This is a genomic window from Campylobacteraceae bacterium, assembly GCA_013215945.1.
Taxonomy (GTDB): Bacteria; Campylobacterota; Campylobacteria; order Campylobacterales; family Arcobacteraceae; genus NORP36.
Genome location: JABSOM010000006.1, coordinates 107,629 through 131,466, shown reverse-complemented (window position 1 = coordinate 131,466; position 23,838 = coordinate 107,629). Strand labels below are relative to the sequence as shown.

The following is a 23,838-nucleotide window of genomic DNA, read 5'->3' as shown; positions in this document are numbered from 1 at the left end:
TTAACATCGTTGAATTTTTTATACTTTTAAGTGAATAAAAAATTCAGCACCTTCGTTTTCAGTACTCTTGCACGTAATATTTCCTTTGAATCTTGAGGTAATAATATTATAAATAATATTTAATCCCAAACCAGACCCCCCATTGTTTCTATTGGTTGTAAAAAATGGATCAAATATTTTGTGCAGATTTTCTTTTTTAATGCCTTTCCCATTATCTGTATATACAATAATAAGTTCATCGTTGTTTTGTGTAATACTGATGATAATCTTACCTTTTTCTTTTTTCTTAAAAGCATGAACTATTGAGTTCATAATCAAATTTGTCATAATTTGTGAATACTCACCGGCATAAGAGTTGATAACAATATCTTTTTCACACAGTACATCTATTTGAATATCTGCTTTTTTAGTAACTGAATGTATGCTTTGCAAAATTTCATCCATGTATTCTTTTAAATTAAAAACTCTTTTTTCTTCACTGCTTTGATCAACTGCTACTTGTTTAAAAGATCTAACTAAAGATGCTGCTTTTTGCAAATTCTTGTGAATTAAATTACTTAAATCTTTTGAGGTTAATAAATACTCTTCAAAATCATTTTGAGTCATAATATCTTTATTATATTGTTTGTTTATAGTTTCAGTAAGTACTTCTAAGTGAGATATTCCAGTAAGTCCAATGCCTACTGGTGTATTAATCTCATGAGCAACTCCTGCAACTAAACCCCCTAAAGAGGCCATTTTCTCAGATGCTACAAGTTGTTCTTGTGTTTGTTTTAAATTTAGTATGGTTTTTTGTAATTCTTCATTTGAATTTTCTAATTCTTTGTTACTGTATTCTAAATCATTGGTTCTGTTTTTAATTTGCTCTTGTAATCGTTTTGTTGCAGAAATATTTCTAAGAACTACATGAATAATATTTTCATTGTTAATTTTTATATGGCTTAATACAATCTCAGCCCAAAAAATCTCGCCAGAGACTTTTTTATGTATCCATTCAAAACGATTTGAGCCATATCTAACACTGTCAATCATTTTAAGTTTTGCTTCTTTGCTGGATTTTTTATTATTTTCTTGATATAAAGGAGATATATCACTAAAACTTAAAGAGACAAGCTCACTTTTGTTTTTAAAACCAAACATACTTAGTACTGCATTATTACAATCAACTAAAAGACCATCTTTAATTAAAGCAACACCATCTGCACTGTCATTAAATAAAGTTTCAAAGATATTTTTTTGCTCTTTTAACTCCAGTTCTAAGAGTTTGGTTTTTGTAATATCTCTGCATAACATATGTAAAATATCTTCATTGAAATATTTTACTTTACTTACAACAAACTCAATCCAAAGAATCTCTCCTGAAGTTCTTCTACTTTGCCATTGAAAACGAATGTTTCCTTTTTTGTAAGCTATGTCTAAAAATTTATGCATTTCATTATGAGATAATTCTCCATTGGCCTGGTACTTAGGTGCCATTGAACCAGGAACTTGATCTAAAAAGTCTTTTTTGTTTTTTATATTAAAAAGTTTTAATAAAGAATTATTAACATTAATATACCTACCATCCTTAGCAAGTATTACAGCATCTTGTATATCCATAAATAATGTTTCAAGATTCTTTTTCTCTGCTTCAATTAAATTTTTTGCTTTGTTTAATTTTCTCATAAAAAAGAATATGATAATAAGAATAAGAATAAATACAGCTAACAATTGATACACCAGCGTGTAATCAGTAATGGTTTTTTTTGAGCTGTGAATCCATTTATTTCGAATTTTGTTTTTTTGGTCTAAAGTAATGCTTTTAATGACTTTATTTAAAATTGACAATAAAATAGGATTATTTTCTTGTACTAAAAGATGATGACTGTATTTTTTTTCTAATACCCCTGCGATTTTTAAATCTTTATAAATCGTATTGATTTTGTAAGATGCAATGGCATAATGTTCAATAGTGGCATACGCTTTTTTTGAAGAAATGAGTTTGAAAACATCTTCTTCATTTTTTGCTTCTAAAGTTTTAATATTTGGGTAGGATTTTTCAATAAATCTTTTTATCGAAAAGTTTTTTCTTAAAGCAATAGTTTTGTTATTTAAATCACTTATATTATCTACAAAAGCAGTATCTTTTTTTGTAACGATGACATATTTAAAGGTTTCATACGCATTAGAGACTAAACCTCTTGTTGGATTCAATTCAAAAGGATTATAGGATAATAATATATCAAGTTCTTTGTCTTTAAATGCCTTGACTACATTTCCCCAGTTATCATGATTAATAGATTTAATATGTTTAAATCTCAAATTCGTTTTATTCTCAATTATTTTTTTGTATTCAGCTATTATTCCTTCATCGTTATTGTCTTTATCTAAAAATGCAAAAGGTTCCCAGTTGGTTTCTGCATAAGTTACTATAGGCTTGTTTTTGATGTATTCTAGTTCTTTTTTTGTAAAGCTTAGTTGTTGTGTTAAATAGTCAAACCTTTGATAAATTTTTTTTATTTGTGGAAATATATTCAAATGCTTAAATTTTCCTATCTCTGGAATAAGCACATTATTAGAAACTTTTTCCTTGAGTTTTTTTTCATCAAAATAAATTCTAATAAAACCAACTTCAATGGGCTTAAAAAAAGCATTGTAAAAACTTTTTCCTTCTAAAAAAAACTTTTTCTCATTATTTTTAGATGTAAAAATAATCTTTCCTTTTTCATTGAATACCTCAAGTTTATCTATATAGCCTAATGCTAAAAAGATTCTAGAAATTTCTTTTATTTCTTTTATGTTATTTAATGCAATACTTTTTCCAAGTATTGCAGATAAAAAAAGACTGAGTTTTTTTTTGGATTTAATATCGTATCTTGTATAGTTATTAATTATTTCTTGATATTTTCCTGAGTCTTTTATTTCACGTAATTTTGTATTGAAGATATCTCTTAATTTCTTGTTTTTAAAAGCAACGTATAATGTGTTCTTTTCACTAAAAATATCATCAAATTTATATTCTGAAATACTTTTTGAACTTAATTCCCTCAACTGCCACTTAAAAATATTTCTATCAATGATTAATACGCTAGATTCACTATTTAAAAAGTCTTTTACTTGTTTTCTTTGTGATTTATATTCCTTATATTGCTCATTATTTGTTACCGCATTAAAGAATTCATAACCTAAGTGCTTTGTTGCTAAATTAAAAGAGAGTATTTTTTTGTTTTTTAGTGCGGAAATATCTTTAATAACTATATTGTCTTTATATCGTGTAATGGCTGTATCATCAAACGTGATAAAATTATCTGAATAATAAAAATCATTGTTTCTTTTTTTTAGGGAAAAAGCTATATCAAATTCTTTATTATTTTTAAATTCTTTATAGATATTTTCCATAGAGCTTATTCTTTCCTTATTAATAGAAATATTCATCTTCTTTAAAATAAACTCAAGTAAATCGTATTCAATACCAGTTAAAAAGGAATTCTCAAAAGAATAAGGTTCTCCATTTTGCCCTAAAATTATATTTACTTCTTTTGTTTGTTTTTTTTCTTTTATCCAGTTTTCAAATATTGCCTCTTTCTCTTTTAAAGAAATAGCACTAAGGGATTTTTTTAAAATAGAATTTAACACATAATCGTCTTTTCTGGAGAAAATACGAACGTCCTCTTTTTGTATATCATTTTGAAAGATTGTTTTAATAGACGTAATAAGGGATTTTTTTAAAATATAATTTCCATTCAGCTCAAAACCATAAAAAGCATCTACTTCATTATTTAATAAAAGTTGAATTGATTCATCAAGGCTAGATACTTCTTTAATTTTAATATTGGGGAATTTCTTTTTAATTTTTTCAATGGATGCATAACCTCTTATCATACTTAATGTTTTAAAGTTTAAATCTTTAAAGGATTTAATTGTACTATTGGATTTCTTTACAAATAAAGCACTAAGATTTGTTAGATAAGAGGGAGTATATAAACCATATCTTGTTCTTTCTTTTAAAAATGCAGTAGCCGGTAGAATATCAAGTTCTTGTTTTTTAAATTTATTTAGAATCCAAGGCCAATCTCCTAGAATATAATTAAATTTAAGACCAGATATATTTCCTATCTTCTTAAGTAGATCTGCTACTATCCCCTGTACTTTATTTCCATCTTCAGAGAAAATAAAAGGAGGCCATTGCTCCACTCCTACTTTTAATGGAGGAGTTTTTTTTATATATATTAATTCCTCTTTTGAAAAGATTGAATTATTTGTATTTTCCAACCACTTGTTTCTTAAAGAGTCTTTTTGTTCTTGACTTAAAGAATCTACACCTTTTTTAAATATTCCTGCTAATACTTTATTGTTAATTGAAGTTCCTAAAGAAAATTCACCTGCTTTTAAATACAGGGTATAGAAAATTTTTAACTTGTATTTTTTTAAATCTTGATTGTTTACATTATTTACAAAAAATACATCTGCTTCTTTATTTTGAACTTTTTCATATCTTTGTTTCAGCGTTTTTACTAATATTACTTTAGTACTTGGATAGTATGTTTTTAATAATTTAAGTATTAAAGCGTCTTTTATGCTAACAACTGTTTTATCTTTTATATCATTAATGTTATTAACACTATTGTCATTTTGTCTTGCAATAAGATAAGTAGGGGAGTTATAATAACTAGGAGAATAAATAAAGTCTTTTTCTCTTTCTTTTGACCAATACAAACCCATGATTCCATCTACTTTTGTATTTTTAGCAGAGGTATAAGCCTCTGACCAAGAAGAAAAACCTTGTATTTCAAAATTGGTTTTTAGATTTTTATTAATAATTTTTATTAAGTCTATATGATAACCAATGAATTTTCCATTTTTATCTTTGTAAGAAAAATTCTCCCAATTTTCAAATACAGCAATATTTATACTTGGTTTTTTTTCTAAGAAGAGTTTTTCTTGGGCTGTTAAAATATTATTTTCTTTTAAATTATAATGTATTTCAGCATTTAAAAGGTTATCACAAAGAACTATAATAAATAAAATCTTTAACAGGCTTTTCATAACTTTCCCTTTTTTACTCTTTTTATTATAATAAAGTATTAATAGAAATTATCTTCTTTACTTGAGTTAATATTTCTTCTTAATATAAATATAATAATACAAAAGATTATATATAATGAGACTTATTTAAGCAAACAGTGCCCTTATTGTGATAAAATAAAAGTCAATTAGAATAAGGAATATATATGGAAACGCTACAGGATAAATTGTTCGCAAACTGACAAGATTGGAAATCATTTTTTAAAGTACTTTTTAATATTGTGTTTGTAGCTCTTATCTCAATTATATTGTGGTTCTTTCCTTTAAGTCTTGTAGTAGCTCCCTTTTACAGCATTACGACTGATGACGTTAAAAGTATTAAACAATACAACAACCTATTAGGAAAAACAACAGTATACTCAGTACGCAATGGAATTAATGATCTTTTAGATGAGGGTTTAGTTACTAATTTTACAGGGGTTAATTTATACATTGATAATAAATATTATGAGCAAGTAGGTCAAATTGAAATGTACCGTATTGCTGTTAATACCTTAGAAAATAATCTTGCAAGAAATAGGGGTACGGGTGGGGCTAATAAATATTTAGTAAAAGCGCGATCAAATATTTATGCCGATTATACCTTGCCTATTTTTACTTCTTATACTACAAGATTAAAACAAACAGTATCTAATATTGATTCTTATGTCGTACAATTGCAAAAAGATAAAAATGTAGGCATGAATAAAAAAGAAGCTGTATTTATTATAAATTCTGATAATTTAGCAGAAGTTCTTGATAAATTAAAACAACAATTACAAACCAATACTATGGTGAAATCAAGTTTTTTTACTGATGATGATAAATTTTATCAGTTAAAAGGAAATTTAATCGCAATATCTAAATTTTTGCAAGGTATTGATTATGATTTTAAAGACAAAATGAAAGATAAATCTTCTTATGTTGAAAACTTTGTTCCCTTATTAGAGTTAGTAAATGAAGCTATTTCACAAAACCATATTGTTATATTAGAAGCTTTAGGACATGTTTCCAAACTAGAAAAACAAGCCAATATTATTGCTCAAAAACTGGGTGAATTAAGAGACAAACTAAGAAACGGCTAAAAACAAAAGTAAATTATTTTACTTTTGTTTTATTCTTCTTAATCTACATTATTGTAAAATACAAAAAATAAAAACCATAGGTTTTATCTTACAGGAATTTTAATGAAACAATATTTAGATTTAATGCAACACGTCTTAGCTAATGGCGTAAAAAAAGAAGACAGAACGGGTACGGGAACTACCTCTGTATTTGGTTACCAAATGCGTTTTGATTTAAATGAAGGTTTCCCTTTAGTTACTACAAAAAAATGTCATCTAAAAGCAATTGTTTCTGAATTATTATGGTTTATAGAAGGTTCTACTGATGAAAGACGTTTGGCTGAAATTCATTATGCAGATGAAGCTAAAAATTTAATTGGTAAAAAAACAGTATGGACTGCAAATGCAGATCAACAAGGAAAAGACTTAGGTTATACGAACAGTGATACTATTAAAGAATTAGGACCTGTTTATGGATCACAGTGGCGTTCATGGAAGAAAAACAATGGAGAGTCACTTGATCAATTAAGTGAGCTTATTCATCAAATAAAAACCAATCCCGATTCAAGACGTTTAATCTTATCCGCATGGAATGCAGGTGAGATTGATAAAATGGCCTTGCCTCCTTGTCATACCTTTTTCCAATTTTATGTTGCTAAGGGGAAACTGTCTTGCCAATTGTATCAACGAAGTGCGGATATCTTTTTAGGCGTGCCTTTTAATATCGCTTCTTATGCTCTTTTAACTATGATGATTGCACAAGTATGTGATTTAGAGTTAGGAGACTTTGTACATACCTTTGGGGATGCGCATTTGTACTCTAATCATATTGAACAAAGTACTTTACAATTAAGCAGAACACCCTTTGCAAAACCAAGAATGAAAATTAATAAAGATATTAAATCTATTTTTGATTTTAAGATGGAAGATTTTGTTTTAGAAGATTATAAATGTCATGATTCTATTAAAGCAAAGATGGCAGTATAATGATAGTTTCACTTATCGTTGCTTATGGAAAAGATTATCAAATTGGTTTAAACAATCAAATGCTTTGGCATATTTCGCAAGATTTTAAGAACTTCAAAAAAATAACATCAGGTCATCATATTTTAATGGGAAGAAAAACGTTTGAGTCTATTGGAAAACCTTTACCCAATAGAACCTCTCTTGTTTTATCACAAAGTACTTTTGAATATGTGGGTGTGAATGTTTATACTGATTTAAAAAAAGCCATCAACTATGCTAAAGAAAAGGGTGAAAAAGAATTGTTTATTATAGGTGGGGCATTAATTTATGATTTGGCATTTGATCTAGTAGATAGAATGTATGTGTCCGAAGTAAATTATGAGGGTGAAGCCGATGCTTATTTTAGAACATATGATCAAGGTTTATGGAATATAAAAGAAGAAAAGTTTTATGAAGAAATCAAGGAAGATGAAGAAATTATATCTCCATCTTGGGTTTTTAAGGTTTTAGAAAAAAAGTCTTAATTAAATACTAGAAATTCTAGTATTTAATATAGGCTGTTTTACTTGTTGTGTAAAAATCACTAGCAGCATAAGATTTTTCACGTGATCCATAAGAAGAATTTTTTCTTCCACCAAAGGGTACATGGTTATCCATTCCAGCTGTTGCTAGGTTAATCATTACATTTCCTACTACTGCATCGTGTTTGAATTTCATAGCCATGCTTAACGACTCAGTTATAATTCCACCTGATAATCCAAATTCAGTATCATTTAAAATTTCAACTGCTTCTTCATAATTTTCAGCTCTAATTACACAAGCAACTGCACCAAATATTTCTTCTTGGTTTAGTCTCATTTGTGATTTTCCATCTACAAACAATGCTGGGCTGAAAAAATATCCACCTGTTTCACTTTTGATTGCTTCTCCGCCACAAACTAAAGTAGCACCTTCTTCAATACCTAATTTAATATAAGCTAAGTTTGAATCCAATTGTTTTTTATCAATACAAGGTCCAATTGCAGAGTCTTTATCCATAGCATTTCCAACAACAAGTGTTTTCATTTTCTTAGTAAAAGCAGCTATAAATTCATCATAAATACCAGGTGTTACTATTAGTTTTGAACACGAAGTACATTTTTGACCATTCGCATTGTAAGCTCCTTTAATAGCAGCATCAACAGCTAAATCTAAATTGGCATCGTCTAAAATGATAAGAGAGTTTTTACTTCCCATTTCAAGCTGTAATTTAGTCATAGATCTCATAGATCTAAATGCTAAATCTTTTCCAACATCAACAGAACCTGTAAAGGTAATAGCTTGTACTTTTTTAGAATCAGCAATAGCATTTCCAATTACAGAACCTGCACCTGATATATATGAAAATACACCTTTAGGCAAATTACTTGAATCAATAATCTCAGCTAATATATAAGCAATTGCAGGAGTTTGACTTGATGGTTTTAAAATAACAGAATTCCCATAAGCTAATGCTGGTGCAATTTTCCATGCAGGAATTGCTAAAGGATAATTCCAAGGGGTAATAACTCCAACTACTCCAATAGGTTCGTTGATGATTTCAATATCAACATTTTCTCTTGGTGAGTCCATGTATGCACCCTTATTTCTACTTGCTTCTGCTGCAAAGTATGAAAAGAATTCAGCTGATTTTACTACTTCATCAGTAGCTTCTTTAATAGGTTTACCAGCTTCCCTTGCAATTACTTCTCCGTAATATTCTTTATTGTGCATTAACTTATTTGCAATATCGTTAAGTACTTCTTCTCTTAGTTTCATTGATGATTTTGCCCATTCTTTTTGAGCTTCATGTGCAAAGTTAATTCCATCAAAAACTTGGTTCAAGCTTGCTTTATAAAATGTTGAAACAATATCTGAGGGGTCAGATGGATTAACATTTTGCGCAGTTTCTTCACTGTCTACCCATTCTCCACAGATTAAATTTTTCATAGTTTTTGTTTTAAGTGATTTCATAAATGTTGCTTTTAATATATCATTATGTAATAAGTTTTTCATTTTGTATCTTCCTTGATTAATTGTTATGTCATTATAATGAATATAATCTTAATATTAGCTTAGTTGTCATAATGACATGATAGTATGTCATTAAAAATTATTATCTTAGTATGTATTATTAAAGAAGAAAATTATTATTAATGTTAGCTATGAGTACTTAGCTTTTCAGTAGATTTCTCTACTAAAAAGCCTGTATTATTTTGAGTGTATGTGAATTATAAAATGAAGTTTATGTGGACAGTGTACGTTTCACAGCATCTTTCCATCCCATGTATAAAGCTTCACTTTCTTCTTTTTTCATACTTGAAGTAAAGCGTTTTTCAAGTTTCCATGTTTTTGCAAATTCTTCTTTTTTAGGATAAAAACCTGCTTGCATTCCTGCTAACCAAGCTACACCTAAAGCAGTAGTTTCAAGTATTTCAGGTCTATCTACACTTTTTCCTAGAATATCTGATAAAAATTGTATTGTCCATGAAGAAGCTGACATTCCTCCATCAACTCTCAGTGTTGCATTGGATTTTATTGCATCATCACTTACATTCCAATCGTTATACATGGCTTCAAGTAAATCACGCGTTTGGTAAGCAACACTTTGCAGTGCAGCTTTTGCAAATTCATTAGGTCCAGAATTTCTTGTTAGTCCATAAATAGCACCTCTACAGTTTGCATCCCAATAAGGAGCCCCTAAACCAGTAAAAGCAGGAACTATATATAATTGTTGAGAAGGGTCTGCATTTATAGCCATGTCTTGCGTTTCTTTAGCATCTTTGATGATTTTTAAACCATCTCTTAACCACTGAACTACAGCACCTGCTACAAAAATTGAACCTTCTAGTGCATAGGTTGTTTTTCCATCCAGTTGATAAGCAATAGTACTTAAAAGTCTGTTTTTAGATAAAACCATTTCATTGCCTGTATTTAAAAGTGCAAAACATCCTGTTCCATAAGTAGATTTTAGCATTCCCGGCTCAAAACACGCTTGCCCTATAGTTGCAGCTTGTTGATCCCCTGCAACTCCATTAATAGCTATACTTGTTCCTAATATTGAAGCGTCCATACTTCCAAAATCGCTTGCGCAATCTTGAACCTTGGGTAACATAGACATTGGAATATCTAAAAGTTCACAAATGTCTTTATCCCACTTGCCTTCTTTTATATTGTATAACATTGTTCTTGCAGCATTTGTAGCATCTGTCACATGGTTTTTACCTCTTGTAAACTTCCATATTAAATAAGAGTCAATGGTTCCAAAAAGAAGATTGCCAATACTTGCTTCTTTTCTTGCACCTTCTACATTATCCAAAATCCATTTTAATTTTGTACCTGAGAAATAGGGGTCAAATAATAAGCCCGTTTTTTCTCTTAATGCGTTTTCATGACCTTGTTCTTTTAAACTATCACATAAAGCAGCTGTTCTTCTGTCTTGCCAAACTATTGCATTATAAATTTCTTCACCTGTATGTTTATTCCAAACGACTGTTGTTTCTCTTTGATTGGTAATTCCAATTGATACTATATCAGAAGAACTTGCATTGGCTTTTTTTAGTACATCTTTACAAGTTGAGAGCACCGTTGCATATATATCTTTACAATCATGTTCAACCCACCCAGAATTTGGAAAGTGTTGTGGAAACTCTTCTTGGGAAATGGCTTCAATTTTCATTTCTTTATTGAACAAAATAGCTCTACTTGATGTAGTTCCTTGATCAATGGCTAAAATATATTTCATAATACCTACTTTATTTTAAGTTCATTACACAAAAAGTTTTAAAAATACTTACTGTGAAATAATCTTGTGATGTTTTGAAGAAGTATATCTGATTTAAGAAAAATCTTAAATCAGATAAAGATAAATTATTTAGACCAAGATTTAATTAATTCATCATAAGAAACTGTAATTGCTTGAGGTTTCTCATTTGCTAATTTAGGTTTTGGAGAACCTGGTTGTGCTAACCAATATGACTCAGCTTTTTTGTCATTTAATTTAGGACCAATATCACCTTGAACACCAGCTCTTTCGATTCTTTTAAGAACTTTTTCTTGAGCTTTACATAAAGAATTTAAAGCTTCTTGTGCAGTTTTTTGCCCAGATGATGCATCACCAATATTTTGCCACCATAATTGTGCTAATTTTGGATAATCAGGAACATTAGTACCAGTTGGAGACCATTGAACTCTTGCAGGAGATCTATAGAATTCAATTAATCCACCAAGCATAGGAGCTCTTTTCGTAAACGATTCATGATTAATAGAAGACTCTCTAATAAAAGTTAATCCTACATGAGATTTCTTTAAATCCACAGTTTTAGATGTAACAAATTGTGCATATAACCATGCAGCTTTTGCTCTTTTAACAGGAGTAGATTTCATTAAAGTCCAAGAACCAGCATCTTGATAACCAATTTTCATTCCTTCTTTCCAATATGCACCATGTGGTGATGGAGCCATTCTCCATTTAGGAGTTCCATCTGCATTTACAACAGCAATTTTTTCTTTAACCATATCAGCTGTAAAAGCTGTGTACCAGAACATTTGTTGTGCAATTTCACCTTGTGCAGGTACTGGACCAGCTTCAGAGAATACCATTCCAGCAGCACTTGGTGGTGCATATTTTTTCAACCATTCAGAGTATTTTTCAATTGCATAAACAGCAGCTGGTGAATTTGTAGCTCCACCTCTTGCTACACAAGAACCAACAGGCTGAGATTTATCATTTACTCTAATTCCCCATTCATCAACAGGTAATCCATTTGGCTCACCAATATCGCCCATACCAGCCATAGACATCCAAGCATCAGTAAATCTCCAACCTAAAGAAGGATCTTTTTTACCATAATCCATGTGTCCATATACTTTTTTACCATCAATAACTCGACCTGTAAAAAATTCTGCAATATCTTCATAAGCAGACCAGTTAACTGGAACACCTAAGTCATAACCATATCTTGTTTTAAAATCAGCCATGTTTTTTTTGTCTGCAAACCAATCCGCTCTAAACCAATAAAGGTTAGCAAATTGTTGATCTGGTAATTGATATAATTTTCCATCAGGACCAGTTGTAAAATCTAAACCAATAAAATCATTTAAATCTAAACCTGGGTTAGTTACATCTTTACCTTCGTTTTTCATCCACGAAGTTAAATCTCTAGCTTGTTGATATCTCCAATGCGTTCCAATTAAATCTGAATCATTAATATATGCATCATATATATTTTGACCTGTTTGCATTTGTGTTTGAAGTTTTTCAACAACATCACCTTCTCCAATAATGTCGTGAATAACTTTAATACCAGTTAAATCAAAAAATGCTTTTGTTAATGTTTTACTCTCATAAACGTGAGTACCAATACCTTCAGAAACAACTTTAATAGTCATTCCTTTATAAGGTTGTGCTGCATTCTCAAACCAAGATAATTCTTTCTTTTGTTCAGAAACACTTAAAACTGATGGTTGAAATTCTTTCAACCATTTACTCATATCTGCTGCGCCAAATGCAGCAGTACTAGAAACTAAGGCAGTTAATAGAATTGAAGTCGTCATTCCATTTCTAATTTTCATTTCATTCTCCTATGTTAATGTTTTCCCATAAATGGGAAGGTGCGATAATCGCACGCCTAAATATTAAATTAATACTTAGGTGTGGAATTATGTAAAAAGGTAAAAACCAAAAAGGTTTTTACATTAAATTTTATACCCAACGAAAAACGCAAAGGCTATAAAAAAAACAAACGATTAAAGCTCCAAAAATGGGTGCTCCAAAAGCTGCCAAATACGCTAAAGAAATAAAAGCTGATCCAAGTAGACTTAAAAAAAGTCTATCCCCTGGTGTTGTTTCTATACGTAAAATTCCAAGACGTGGTGCTTGTGGTGCTTTAATAGCCCAAATTGTCATCACGAACAAAGCCATAAAAATACAGATAAAAAATATAGCTGTTGGTGTTGTCCATGCCATCCAAGATAAATTCATAATTCTTCCTTATACTCTTCCAAGAGATAAACCCTTAGCAATGTGATGTCTCACAAAATAAATAACAATAGCCCCAGGTAAAATAGTTAATATTCCTGCTGCTGATAATACACCCCAGTCAACGCCTGAAGCAGAAACTGTTTTAGTCATTGTTGCTGCAATAGATTTAGCATCAACTGCTGTTAAGGTTCTACTTAATAGAAGCTCAACCCATGAAAACATAAAACAAAAGAACGCTGCTACACCTATACCTGAAGCAATCATTGGCGTAAAAATTTTTGTAAAGAAACCAAAGAATGAAAACCCATCTACATAAGCAGTTTCATCTATTTCTTTTGGCACACCTTTCATAAATCCTTCTAAAATCCATACGGTTAAAGGAACATTAAAAAGTGTATGTGCAAGTGCAACTGCTATATGTGTATCAAATAAACCTACACTTGAATACAGTTGAAAAAATGGCAAAGCAAATACAGCAGGAGGTGCCATTCTATTGGTTAATAACCAAAAGAATAGGTGTTTATCTCCTAAAAAACGATAACGAGAAAATGCATAAGCAGCAGGTAAAGCTACCCCTAATGAAATAAGCGTATTCATAACAACATATGTCATTGAGTTGATATAACCCCAGTACCAATCAGGGTCAGTAAAGATAACTATATAATTATCAAAAGTTATATCATTTGGAAACATAGAAAAGGTTCCCAGTATTTCTTGATTGGTTTTTAAACTCATATTCAATAACCAATAAATTGGCAACATTAAAAATATTATATATAAAAGCATAATTGCAGGTGATTTACTAGAGAAAAAACCTTTTTTTACAGGAGCGTTATTCATTGTCTAACCTTCTTCTTTGTCAATATTGGACATAACAGTAAAGAACACCCAAGATACTAATAAAATTACTAAAAAATACATTAATGAAAATGCAGCCGCAGGTCCTAAGTCAAACTGTCCAATAGCCATTTTTACTAAATCAATAGAAAGGAACGTTGTTGCATTTCCTGGTCCTCCACCTGTTAAAACCATAGGTTCTGTATAAATCATAAAACTGTCCATAAAACGTAAAAGAGCTGCAATTAATAAAACACCCATCATTTTAGGTAATTCTATATATCTAAAAACATTCCATCTTGAAGCCTGATCAATTTTTGCCGCTTGATAATAAGCACTTGGAATTGATTGTAATCCTGCATAACAAAGTAAAACAACTAATGAAGTCCAATGCCATACATCCATAACAATAATAGTAATCCAAGCGGATAATATATCTTGGGAATAATTATAATCAATACCCATAGCAGCAACGGTATGCCCTAAAAGACCAATATCTGTTCTTGCAAATATTTGCCAAATAGTACCTACAACATTCCAAGGTATTAATAAAGGAAGTGAAATTAGTACCAAACATACAGAAGCCCAAATTCCACTTTTAGGCATTTGTAAAGCAATATAAATTCCTAAAGGAATTTCAATGGCCATAATAATACTTGTAAATAAAACTTGTCGTCCAAGTGCATCATGAATACGTTCTGAATGCAGAATTTCTTCAAACCACTCAAGACCTACTGGAAAAAACTGATTGTTTCCAAAAGTATCTTGAATCGAATAATTCACAACAGTCATTAAAGGAATAACGGCTGAAAACCCAACAAGAAGAAGCACTGGTAAAACTAAAAACCATGCTTTTTGATTGACTGTTTTTTTCATTATATTTTTTCTCCTTCAACTAACCATGAGTTTTCGTAAATATTTACTCTACTCATATCAAAAGTCATATTGTTCATCGTTTCCGTAATAACTACATCTTCTTGTACAATAATATTGATATCTTTATTATCATAACGAGCTCTCACTATTTTATGATGTGCAACATCTTCAATTCTAGTTATTTCTATTTTAATTCCTTGACCTTCTTCGCATAAAGTCATGAATTCAGGTCTGATTCCAAGTTCTAACTTACCTTCTAAACCAGAATAACTTTGCGTTAATTCAACATTGGCATCAAAAAGTTTTGCTTGATTTCCTGAAATTTCTACATCTAAAATATTCATACCAGGAGAGCCTATAAAATAACCTACAAAAGTATGAGCAGGTTTTTCAAAAAGCTCTTGAGGTGTTCCTATTTGAACCACTTCTCCTACATTCATAACAACTACTTTGTCTGCGAATGTCAAAGCTTCTGTTTGATCATGGGTTACAAAAATCATAGTATGTTTAAGTTCTTTATGTAAAGCTTTTAATTGAGTTCTTAATTCCCACTTCATATGAGGGTCAATTACTGTTAAAGGTTCATCAAATAAAATAGCATTTACATCTTCTCTAACCATTCCACGGCCAAGTGAAATTTTTTGTTTTTGATCTGCACTTAAGCCTCGTGCTTTTTTATGTAAGATATCTTCTACTTGAATTGAGCGTGCAATTGAAGCTACTCTCTGAGCAATATACTTAGCATCTTTTCCTCTGTTTTTTAAAGGAAACTCAAGGTTTTGTTGTACTGTCATCGTATCGTATACAACAGGAAACTGAAAAACTTGTGCAATATTTCTGTCTGTTGTATCTTCAAATGTTACGTCTATATCATCAAATAAAATACGTCCATGAGAAGGAGTTACTATTCCTGAAATAATATTTAGTAAAGTTGATTTTCCACAACCTGAGGGTCCAAGTAGGGCATAAGCCGCACCATCTTCCCATTCGTGATTTAATTCTCTTAAAGCATAATCTTTGTCACTTTTTGGATCTTTAACATAAGAATGTGCTAATTTTGAAAGAGTTATTCTAGCCATAAATTTTCTCCTTCTATCTGTTTGTTACATAAGAGGCAGTTTGTAATAAATCACCATCTTTTTTAAAAATAAAAATATGTCGTAAATCTAAGTAAACACTTAAATTTGAACCATATTCTAAATCATGTACGCCATGAACCAAACCAATCCAATTTTCATTGTCATAAGACAAATGTAAAAAAGTTTCAGAGCCTGTAATTTCTGTTACTGATAAGTTCGTATCAAAATGAAAAGCAGAATCACTTTTTGCTTTTAACTCTAGGTGATTTGGTCTAAACCCAGCTAAATACTCCCCATCTTCAAGTTTAAGAAAGATGTCAGTAGCTGGAATTTTATTTGAATTGTGAAAATAAATAAATCCATCTTTTTTCTCTATATTTAAAAAGTTCATTGCTGGGTTAGAAAAAACCTTCGCAGTAGTTGCATTGTTCGGATTGTGATAAACATCTGCTGTTTTTCCAAATTGTGTTATTTTACCTTCCCATAAGGTAGCCACATTACCACCTAATAGAAGTGCTTCTTCTGGTTCAGTTGTTGCATATACAAAAATTGCACCCGATTCTTCAAATAATTTTGGTATTTCTGCTCTTAATTCTTCTCTTAGTTTATAATCTAAATTCGCCAATGGTTCATCTAAAAGAACTAGCCCAGACCCTTTTACAAGTGAGCGTGCCAAAGCACAGCGTTGTTGCTGTCCACCTGATAATTCAAGGGGTTTTTTATGCAACATATCTGTCATTCTCATTAATCCAGCAGTTTTTCTTACGGCTTTATCAATGAAATCTTCGCTTTTTTTCATTAATCGTAAGGGTGCGGCTATATTTTCATATACAGTCATTGCTGGGTAATTAATAAATTGCTGATATACCATTGCAATTTTTCTATCTTGTACTTTCATACCAGTAACATCTTTACCTTCCCACAGGATTTTACCAGATGTTGGTACATCTAATCCAGCCATAATTCGCATTAAGGTGGTTTTTCCAGAAGAGGTTCTTCCTAGAAGAACATTCATCGTTCCTTTTTTCAGTGTCAAGTTTGTATTATAAATATGCATGTTACCATCAACGCTCATAGATATATTTTGTAGTTCTAATGACATTCACTTTACTCCTAATTCTCAGTTTTATCAATTTCATATTAATAATTAAAATCTCTATGTTGTTATAAATATTTAGCAACGTTATAACATTATAATGATAGCCTTTATAGTGACGTATCAAAATTTAAATATAGCTTAAATTGTTCCTAAATTTCAAAAGTTTTTAAAAAACATTTTAATGCAGATAATATTTTTATTATTATTTAAAGCCACTATAAGGTCAGTCTAAGTATAAAAGATTAATTATATTGAATTTTTGTTTGGGCGTTATCTTAGTGTTAGTTTACTTAAATAGCATGTGGATTTTATTAAAAAGTAATATAATATTTTAGTTTAATCTAGTTTTAAAGGTTATGACCTTATAATCTAATCCATAACATTATAACCTTATGATGTAGTTAGGAAATAAGGAATAGAATCCATGAAAAAAAACAAATATGAACTTATTATTATAGGTGGTGGAGCAACTGGAAGTGGAATAGCATTGGATGCAGCTTCTAGGGGAATTAAAACATTATTATTAGAAAAAAATGATTTTTCAGAAGGTACAAGCTCAAGAAGTACTAAATTAGTTCATGGCGGGGTTCGTTATTTAGAAGCAGCAGTAAAAAAATTAAACAAAGATCAGTTCTTATTGGTTAAAGAAGGTTTAAAAGAAAGATCACGTTTACTTAAGAATGCACCGCATTTATGTTCAAGATTAACACTAGTTACTCCTATATATAAATGGTGGGAACTGCCGTATATGTTTATTGGCTTAACTTTATATGATTTAGTTGCAGGAAAAAAAGGGCTAGGAAGATCTTCTATTGTTTCTAAAGATACCATGATAAACTCTTTTCCTATTATAAAAAAAGATGGTTTAGTTGGTGGGGTTAAATACTATGATGGATCATTTAATGACAGTAAATTAAATGTATCTCTTTTGCAAACGGCACAAAAACACGGAGCTGTTTGTAAAAACTATCAAGAAGTACTTGGTTTTTTATATGAAAATGAAAAAGTTAGTGGTTTAAGAATAAAAGATAAAATCAATAATGAAGAATACACAGTAGAAGCAGACATGATTGTAAATGCTACGGGAGTATTTTCAGATAATATTAGACGCTTAGATGATAAAGAAGCAAAAAAGATGCTGGATTTAAGTTCTGGAATTCATATTGTATTGGACAAAAAATACTTGCCTTTAGGTGAAGGTTTAATGATTCCAAAAACGGAAGATGGAAGAGTATTATTTATTTTACCTTGGATGGGAAAATGTTTAGTAGGAACTACGGATGAAAGTACAAAACTTCAAGAAAGACCAGAAGTAAGTGACAAAGATATTGAGTATATTTTAAAACACTTAGAAATATATTTTTCATTAAAAATTAATAAGAGTGAAATTTTATCTTCTTGGTGTGGGATTAGACCTTTGGTAGCGCCTGATAAAGATGCAGATACATCAACAATAGTACGTGATCATGTAATTACCAGCTCAAAATCTGGTTTGGTAAGTATTATTGGTGGAAAATGGACTACGTATAGAAAAATGTCACAAGAAGTAGTTGATTATCTTGATAAAAAGTTTGATTTAAATAAAAATAAATGTTTTACTAAAAAATTAAAGTTAATTGGAAGTGAAAATTTTGATTCTTTCAAAAAAGACAATAATAATGAAGATAAAACATTTCAACATCTTGTTTCTTTGTATGGTGATAAAACTTCTTTGGTTCTTTCTTCTGGGAATAAAAATGAGTATATCAACAAAAACTATCTTTATACACATGCTGAATTAATGTATTGTTTAGAATATGAATTTGTTAAAAAACCTTTGGATTTTTTAGTAAGACGAACAAGTTTAGCACTAATAGATAAAGATGCTGCAAAAGAATCATTAGATACAGTTGTTAATATAATGGCTTTGTATTTTAAGTGGAACGATGAGAAAAAAGAAAATGAAAAAACTACTGCTCTTAGAATATTAAACAATAACTTATAAAAAACAAATGCGTAAATAGGTGTATTTAAAAAAAACTTATAAATTTAAATACACTCTAGAAGTAAAAATATCCTATAGTAAATAAATAATGTTATGACTTAAGTACCTATATTAGTAAAAGGATATAACTTTTGTTTATAAAAAATGGCATACCTCTTTATCTTCAATTAAAAGAAAAACTTTTAGAAGATATTCGTTGTATGTTTCAATTGCATAAACAGCAGCAGAACTATTGTTTGCTTCACCTCTAACTACACTAGAAGCTACTGCTTGCGTTTATCATTAACTCTGATTCCTCACACCATGAACAAACCAATTTTCACAATCATAAACTGATAAAAAAAGTTTTAGATTATATCAAAGAATGAGCAAACTCAACAAATCCAAAACCTCCGTTACTATGGGTGATATATTTTGGCTTATGAGTAAGGGTATCTAATACTTTTGCAATATTTGCCACTCCCACTGTTAGTTCAAAAGCTTCATACATTGGTTCATCATTAGAAGAATCTCCAATGAATGCACATTTTTCTTTTTTGATACCATGTTTTTCAAGCCAAGAAAGCGAAGTTTTAGCCTTGTTGTAGTCACCAAACCAAGCATTAATATGAATTGAACTAGCAGAAACATTTAAGCCTTTTTTTCTTAGCCAATTAGATGCTTTAATAACAATATCTTTATCAATTTTTACTTCTTGATTGATATCAAATGCAATATCTGTAATACGAAAATTTTGATCTTGTGCTAAGGGTATTCCAAATAATTGTTTTATTTCTTCAGCATAACTGATAAATTTCAAATAATTTTTTTTACGCACATCCTCTGCTAGTTGATATTGTTTAATTAAATTTCCATTTTCATCTAAATATAACCAAAAAGCACCATTTTCGCCAATGATACAATCTATTGGCCAAGTTCTAATAATACAGTCGCACCAACCAGCGCAAGCGCCAGTTACTACTACAATTTTTTTTCCATTTTTTTTAAGTGCACCTAATGATAGGTACGTCTCTTGGTGCATTTTTCCTTCCCATGTTAAAGTATCATCAAGATCACTGAAAATTACTTCAATATTATTATCTATTTTAATGGGTAAGCTTTGTATTTTTTGGCTTTTCATAATTTCCTATTTATATTAATTTTTTTCGAATATTTACAACAATAATTTCAGCAATAATAACTACTGCAAAAATTGCCAATAATGCAATTGAAACTTGTCTCCATTGAAATAAGTTCATAGAATCACTTAAGATTACACCAATTCCACCAGCGCCAACTAAGCCAAGAACTGCAGATTCTCTAACATTTATATCCCACCTAAATAGTATAATACTAAAAAATGCTGGCATTACTTGAGGCCAGTAAGCTTTAAGTAGAATGGTAATCATAGGAGCACCTGTTGCTCTTAATGCTTCAACAGATCCCATGTTAACCTCGTCCAATGCTTCACCTAAAAGTTTTCCTATAAAACCAATAGATCTAAAAGCGATAGCAAGAACCCCTGATATAATACCTGGTCCAAAAACAGCAACAAAAAGTAAAGCCCAAACTAAAGAATTGACCGTACGTGATGAAACTAGAAAAAATCGTGCTACCCAATGTACCCAAGAATAAGAAACAATAGTTGAGGCACTCATTAATGCTAAAGGTAAAGCCAGTACTAAAGCTACAAGAGTACCAAGTGTTGCAATGTTTAATGTTTCTATAATAGCAGTGTGAACAGCAATAGGATAGTATTCAAATTCTATAGGCCACATTCTGGAAAATAAATCCATCATTTGCTCTGGTGCATCGTAGAAAAATTCAGGAATAACTTCTACCGTTCGTATTGAGAAAAATAAAGCTGATACAAAACAAACATATACTAAATAACGCAATAGACGTTGTTTTAAAGTGAATCTTTCCCAATAATAATCTATGTTATTCATATAAAAATCCTTCTCACTAAAATAGATATAAATTCCCATACTAGTATGACAAAGATGGTTGTAATTAAAATAGCTGCAACAAAATCGTAGTCAAAACGTTGAAATGCTGAGAATAAAGTACCACCAAGTCCACCGGCTCCTACAATTCCAATCATTGTAGAGTTTCTTAAGTTAGAATCAAATTGATATGTTGCAAAACCTATAAATCTGGAAAAAACCTGTGGTAGAACAGAAAACAAAATAATACTTGAAAAACTAGCACCTGTTGCTCTTATGGCTTCAACTTGTTTTAGAGATATCTCTTCAATTGCTTCTGCAAAGAGTTTAGCAATAAAACCAATAGAAGCAGTAATAAGAGTTAATATCCCTGCCAATGGTCCAAAACCAACGCTCTTTACGAATAAAATAGCAATAATTACAGGGTGAAAAGAACGACATAATGCAATAAAAACTCGAACAGAAGAACTTACCCAAAGTGGCATAAAGTTACGAGCGGCCAATAGTCCTATAAATAGTGATAAAAAGATACCTATAGAGCTAGAAATAACAGCTATTTCAATACTTTCAATCAATCCTTCTAATAACAATGCCCAACGCGTAAAATTTGGTGGAACCATTCGTGCCAACAAATCCCCAGCGTGAGATAATCCCTGAATAAATCGAGGCCAACTCAAGCCCATTGCCTCTACAGAATAAATTACATATAGAACAAAAAGTACGGTCAATCCAATTAATTTCCAATTTGTAGGAAAGGGATTGGGATAATTATTTTTTATTCCATCCATTCTTCGCCTCCATATATTTCCTTAAGCAAAGTGTCTGTAATTCCTGATGGTTCTCCATCGTAAACAACATAACCCTCAGACATACCAATAATTCTAGTTGCAAAACGCTGTGCCAATTTAACATCATGCATGTTTACAATAGCTGGAATATTGTTTTTCTTAGAAAAATCTGTTATTAGTTCCATTATCTCAACTGCCGTCTTTGGATCCAGAGAGGATGTAGGTTCGTCAGCTAATAAAATATCTGGATTTTGCATTACTGCGCGGGCAATACCAACTCTTTGTCTCTGACCCCCAGATAAACTATCTGCACGCTTTTTTGCGTGATCAGACAAACCAACAGTTTTTAGCAATTCATAAGCAGTATTAATATCTTTTTGCGAGAATTTTTTTCTAAAAGCCTGCCATGAAGTCATATAACCAAGTCGTCCTGTTAAAACATTTTCAATAACACTTAGTCTTTCAACTAAGTTATATTCTTGAAAAACCATTCCCATATGACGCCTGACTTTCCGTAAAGTAGAACCTTTTATTTGACAAAGGTCTAAATCTTTAAAAATAATTTCTCCACCATTTGGATCAACAAGTCTGTTTATGCAACGAAGCAAAGTACTTTTTCCTGTACCAGAAGGACCAATTATGGCTATTACTTCTGGTTTTGTAATTGATATATTAATACCTTTTAAAATCAAATCTCCAGGTACGTACCATTTTTTAAGATTTTTAATTTCAAGATAACTTTTTGTTTTCGACATAGGGACCTCTTTTAAATCAATATAACTTTTTGTTTTCGACATACTAACCTCTTTTAAATATGGAAGATTTAGAGAACTGAATGAGTAATCTAAGCCACATAAAAAGTGGGCTTAAATTATTTCAAAATACTTGTGTTAGCTTTTATTTTTTGCAGCAGCAGCTTTCTTAGCAGCTTTTTTTGCTTTCTTAGCAGCATCTTTTGCTGCTAGTTTTTTCAAACCACTTTCAGTATACGCTACTCCTGTAGAGTGAGCTATATCACGAATTACTTGCCATTCTTTTTTGTATGTTATAGGGAAAAACCTATCAGCACCACCAAAAGTTTTTGTCATTTCTGGTGTAAAACGGTAAGAATAAAAAGCATCTTTAATTTTTTTAGCCAATTCAGGTGCTAATTCACTTGAGTAACCAAATGAAGATGTTGGAAACTGAGGACTAGTATATAAAATTCTAAAGTCTTCACTATTAATTCTACCTGCTGCACTCATTCTTTTGAAAACATCAGAAGCAACTGGTGCAGCATCATAATCTCCAGATAAAACACCTAAAATAGATTGATCATGCTTACCAGAATATTTAACAGTATAGTCAACACCTGGAGTGATTCCTATTTTAGGGAAGAGCGCTCTAGGAGCTAAATTTCCTGAATTTGAAGAAGAAGATGTGTGAGCAACTGTTTTGCCCTTTATGTCGCTCATTTTTTTGATAGGACTGTCTTTTCTAACTATCATAATTAAGTTATACCCTTGAAAACCTTCGCTTGTTCCCTTTACAGCGATAGGTACAAAACCACCTAAATTAACTGCATAACCTGTAGGTCCTGTAGAGAATCCAGCAATATGTAAACGTCCTGAACGTAAAGCTTCAACTTCAGCTGCATTAGAATGCACAGTGTAATAAATAATTCTTTTACCTGTAGCTTTTGATAAATAGGCTTGAAAATCAGCAAAAGCATCTTTATAAACAGCTGGATCTTCAACTGGTGTATAAGTAAATACTAATGTACTTGGGTTTTTATAGTTTTCCGAATTTTGAGGAGCATCGGCAACCATATCTTTGTTTTCATCACAATATCTATTGTCTAAAACGCCTCTATTACTACAACCTTCAGCTTGAGCCATACTTCCTGCTAAAAATAACATACTCATAAAAGCTATTTTTAGTTTTTGTACATATTTTTGTGTGTTCATTGTTTTTCCTTTAATTTTGTATGTTTAACTATACACTATCAAGTCAGACATATATACTTAATCACAATCTTATAAATATCTAGCAACATTATAACATCATAATGATAGTTTTATAGTGACGTATCAAATTTTAAAGATAGCTTAAATTGTTTCTAAATTTCAAAAGTTCTTAAAAACTATTTTAATTCAAATAATATTTATTTTATTATTTAAAGCGACTAGAAGGGACA

At 30.4% G+C, this 23,838-nt stretch carries 18 protein-coding genes; 4 read left to right on the top strand and 14 right to left on the bottom strand.

Annotated features, from left to right (window positions below):
* Positions 1–18: 18 nt before the first annotated feature.
* Positions 19–5,025, bottom strand: a complete 5,007-nt coding sequence (locus tag HRT41_07920) for a transporter substrate-binding domain-containing protein (protein ID NQY23948.1) — start codon at positions 5,023–5,025, stop codon at positions 19–21.
* A 260-nt stretch (positions 5,026–5,285) separates the two neighbouring features.
* Here HRT41_07920 and HRT41_07915 point away from each other — a divergent pair, with 260 nt between their 5' ends.
* The 3 genes from HRT41_07915 to HRT41_07905 all read left to right on the top strand — a co-directional run bounded on the left by HRT41_07915 (position 5,286) and on the right by HRT41_07905 (position 7,597).
* A complete protein-coding gene (locus tag HRT41_07915) occupies positions 5,286–6,128 on the top strand; it encodes a DUF2333 family protein (protein NQY23947.1) in 843 nt (280 codons plus the stop codon).
* A gap of 102 nt (positions 6,129–6,230) precedes the next feature.
* A complete protein-coding gene (locus HRT41_07910; protein ID NQY23946.1) occupies positions 6,231–7,094 on the top strand; it encodes a thymidylate synthase in 864 nt (287 codons plus the stop codon).
* Positions 7,094–7,597, top strand: coding sequence for a dihydrofolate reductase (locus HRT41_07905; protein NQY23945.1), 504 nt, complete (start codon positions 7,094–7,096; stop codon positions 7,595–7,597). Before HRT41_07910 ends, HRT41_07905 begins: the two co-directional genes overlap by 1 nt.
* A 16-nt stretch (positions 7,598–7,613) precedes the next feature.
* Here the strand turns inward: HRT41_07905 and HRT41_07900 are convergent, their stop codons facing one another.
* From HRT41_07900 to HRT41_07865, 8 genes are all read right to left on the bottom strand, one after another.
* Positions 7,614–9,107 carry an aldehyde dehydrogenase family protein gene (locus tag HRT41_07900; protein ID NQY23944.1) on the bottom strand — a complete coding sequence of 498 codons (1,494 nt, stop codon included), beginning with the start codon at positions 9,105–9,107 and terminating at the stop codon, positions 7,614–7,616.
* A gap of 229 nt (positions 9,108–9,336) precedes the next feature.
* Entirely contained in the window at positions 9,337–10,836 is a 1,500-nt protein-coding gene (gene glpK / locus HRT41_07895; GenBank protein NQY23943.1) for a glycerol kinase GlpK, read from the bottom strand.
* A gap of 125 nt (positions 10,837–10,961) precedes the next feature.
* Positions 10,962–12,665: a carbohydrate ABC transporter substrate-binding protein gene (locus HRT41_07890; GenBank protein ID NQY23942.1), complete on the bottom strand. Its 1,704-nt coding sequence runs from the start codon at positions 12,663–12,665 to the stop codon at positions 10,962–10,964.
* A 130-nt stretch (positions 12,666–12,795) separates the two neighbouring features.
* A complete protein-coding gene (locus HRT41_07885; GenBank protein NQY23941.1) occupies positions 12,796–13,074 on the bottom strand; it encodes a DUF2160 domain-containing protein in 279 nt (92 codons plus the stop codon).
* A gap of 9 nt (positions 13,075–13,083) precedes the next feature.
* Positions 13,084–13,914 carry a carbohydrate ABC transporter permease gene (locus HRT41_07880; GenBank protein ID NQY23940.1) on the bottom strand — a complete coding sequence of 277 codons (831 nt, stop codon included), beginning with the start codon at positions 13,912–13,914 and terminating at the stop codon, positions 13,084–13,086.
* Positions 13,915–13,917: 3 nt separating this feature from the next.
* Positions 13,918–14,787 (bottom strand): sugar ABC transporter permease, encoded by an 870-nt coding sequence (locus HRT41_07875; GenBank protein NQY23939.1) that lies wholly within the window; start codon positions 14,785–14,787, stop codon positions 13,918–13,920.
* Complete coding sequence (locus HRT41_07870; GenBank protein NQY23938.1) at positions 14,787–15,866, bottom strand: ABC transporter ATP-binding protein; 1,080 nt, start codon at positions 15,864–15,866, stop codon at positions 14,787–14,789. Before HRT41_07870 ends, HRT41_07875 begins: the two co-directional genes overlap by 1 nt.
* Before the next feature lie 13 nt (positions 15,867–15,879).
* The gene (locus HRT41_07865; GenBank protein ID NQY23937.1) at positions 15,880–16,968 is read right to left on the bottom strand and encodes an ABC transporter ATP-binding protein; all 1,089 of its coding nucleotides are present in this window, start codon (positions 16,966–16,968) and stop codon (positions 15,880–15,882) included.
* 421 nt (positions 16,969–17,389) lie between these two features.
* Here HRT41_07865 and HRT41_07860 point away from each other — a divergent pair, with 421 nt between their 5' ends.
* On the top strand, positions 17,390–18,949 hold the full coding sequence (locus HRT41_07860) for an FAD-dependent oxidoreductase (protein ID NQY23936.1): 1,560 nt from the start codon (positions 17,390–17,392) through the stop codon (positions 18,947–18,949).
* Between the two features lie 352 nt (positions 18,950–19,301).
* Here the strand turns inward: HRT41_07860 and HRT41_07855 are convergent, their stop codons facing one another.
* From HRT41_07855 to phnD, 5 genes are all read right to left on the bottom strand, one after another.
* A complete protein-coding gene (locus tag HRT41_07855) occupies positions 19,302–20,069 on the bottom strand; it encodes an HAD family phosphatase (GenBank protein ID NQY23935.1) in 768 nt (255 codons plus the stop codon).
* Between the two features lie 10 nt (positions 20,070–20,079).
* Positions 20,080–20,877: a phosphonate ABC transporter, permease protein PhnE gene (gene phnE / locus HRT41_07850; GenBank protein ID NQY23934.1), complete on the bottom strand. Its 798-nt coding sequence runs from the start codon at positions 20,875–20,877 to the stop codon at positions 20,080–20,082.
* The gene (gene phnE / locus HRT41_07845; protein NQY23933.1) at positions 20,874–21,662 is read right to left on the bottom strand and encodes a phosphonate ABC transporter, permease protein PhnE; all 789 of its coding nucleotides are present in this window, start codon (positions 21,660–21,662) and stop codon (positions 20,874–20,876) included. The genes phnE (HRT41_07850) and phnE (HRT41_07845) overlap by 4 nt, the downstream gene beginning before the upstream one ends.
* On the bottom strand, positions 21,650–22,417 hold the full coding sequence (gene phnC / locus HRT41_07840) for a phosphonate ABC transporter ATP-binding protein (GenBank protein NQY23932.1): 768 nt from the start codon (positions 22,415–22,417) through the stop codon (positions 21,650–21,652). The genes phnE (HRT41_07845) and phnC overlap by 13 nt, the downstream gene beginning before the upstream one ends.
* Positions 22,418–22,552: 135 nt before the next feature.
* A complete protein-coding gene (gene phnD, locus HRT41_07835) occupies positions 22,553–23,608 on the bottom strand; it encodes a phosphate/phosphite/phosphonate ABC transporter substrate-binding protein (protein NQY23931.1) in 1,056 nt (351 codons plus the stop codon).
* Positions 23,609–23,838: the final 230 nt, after the last annotated feature.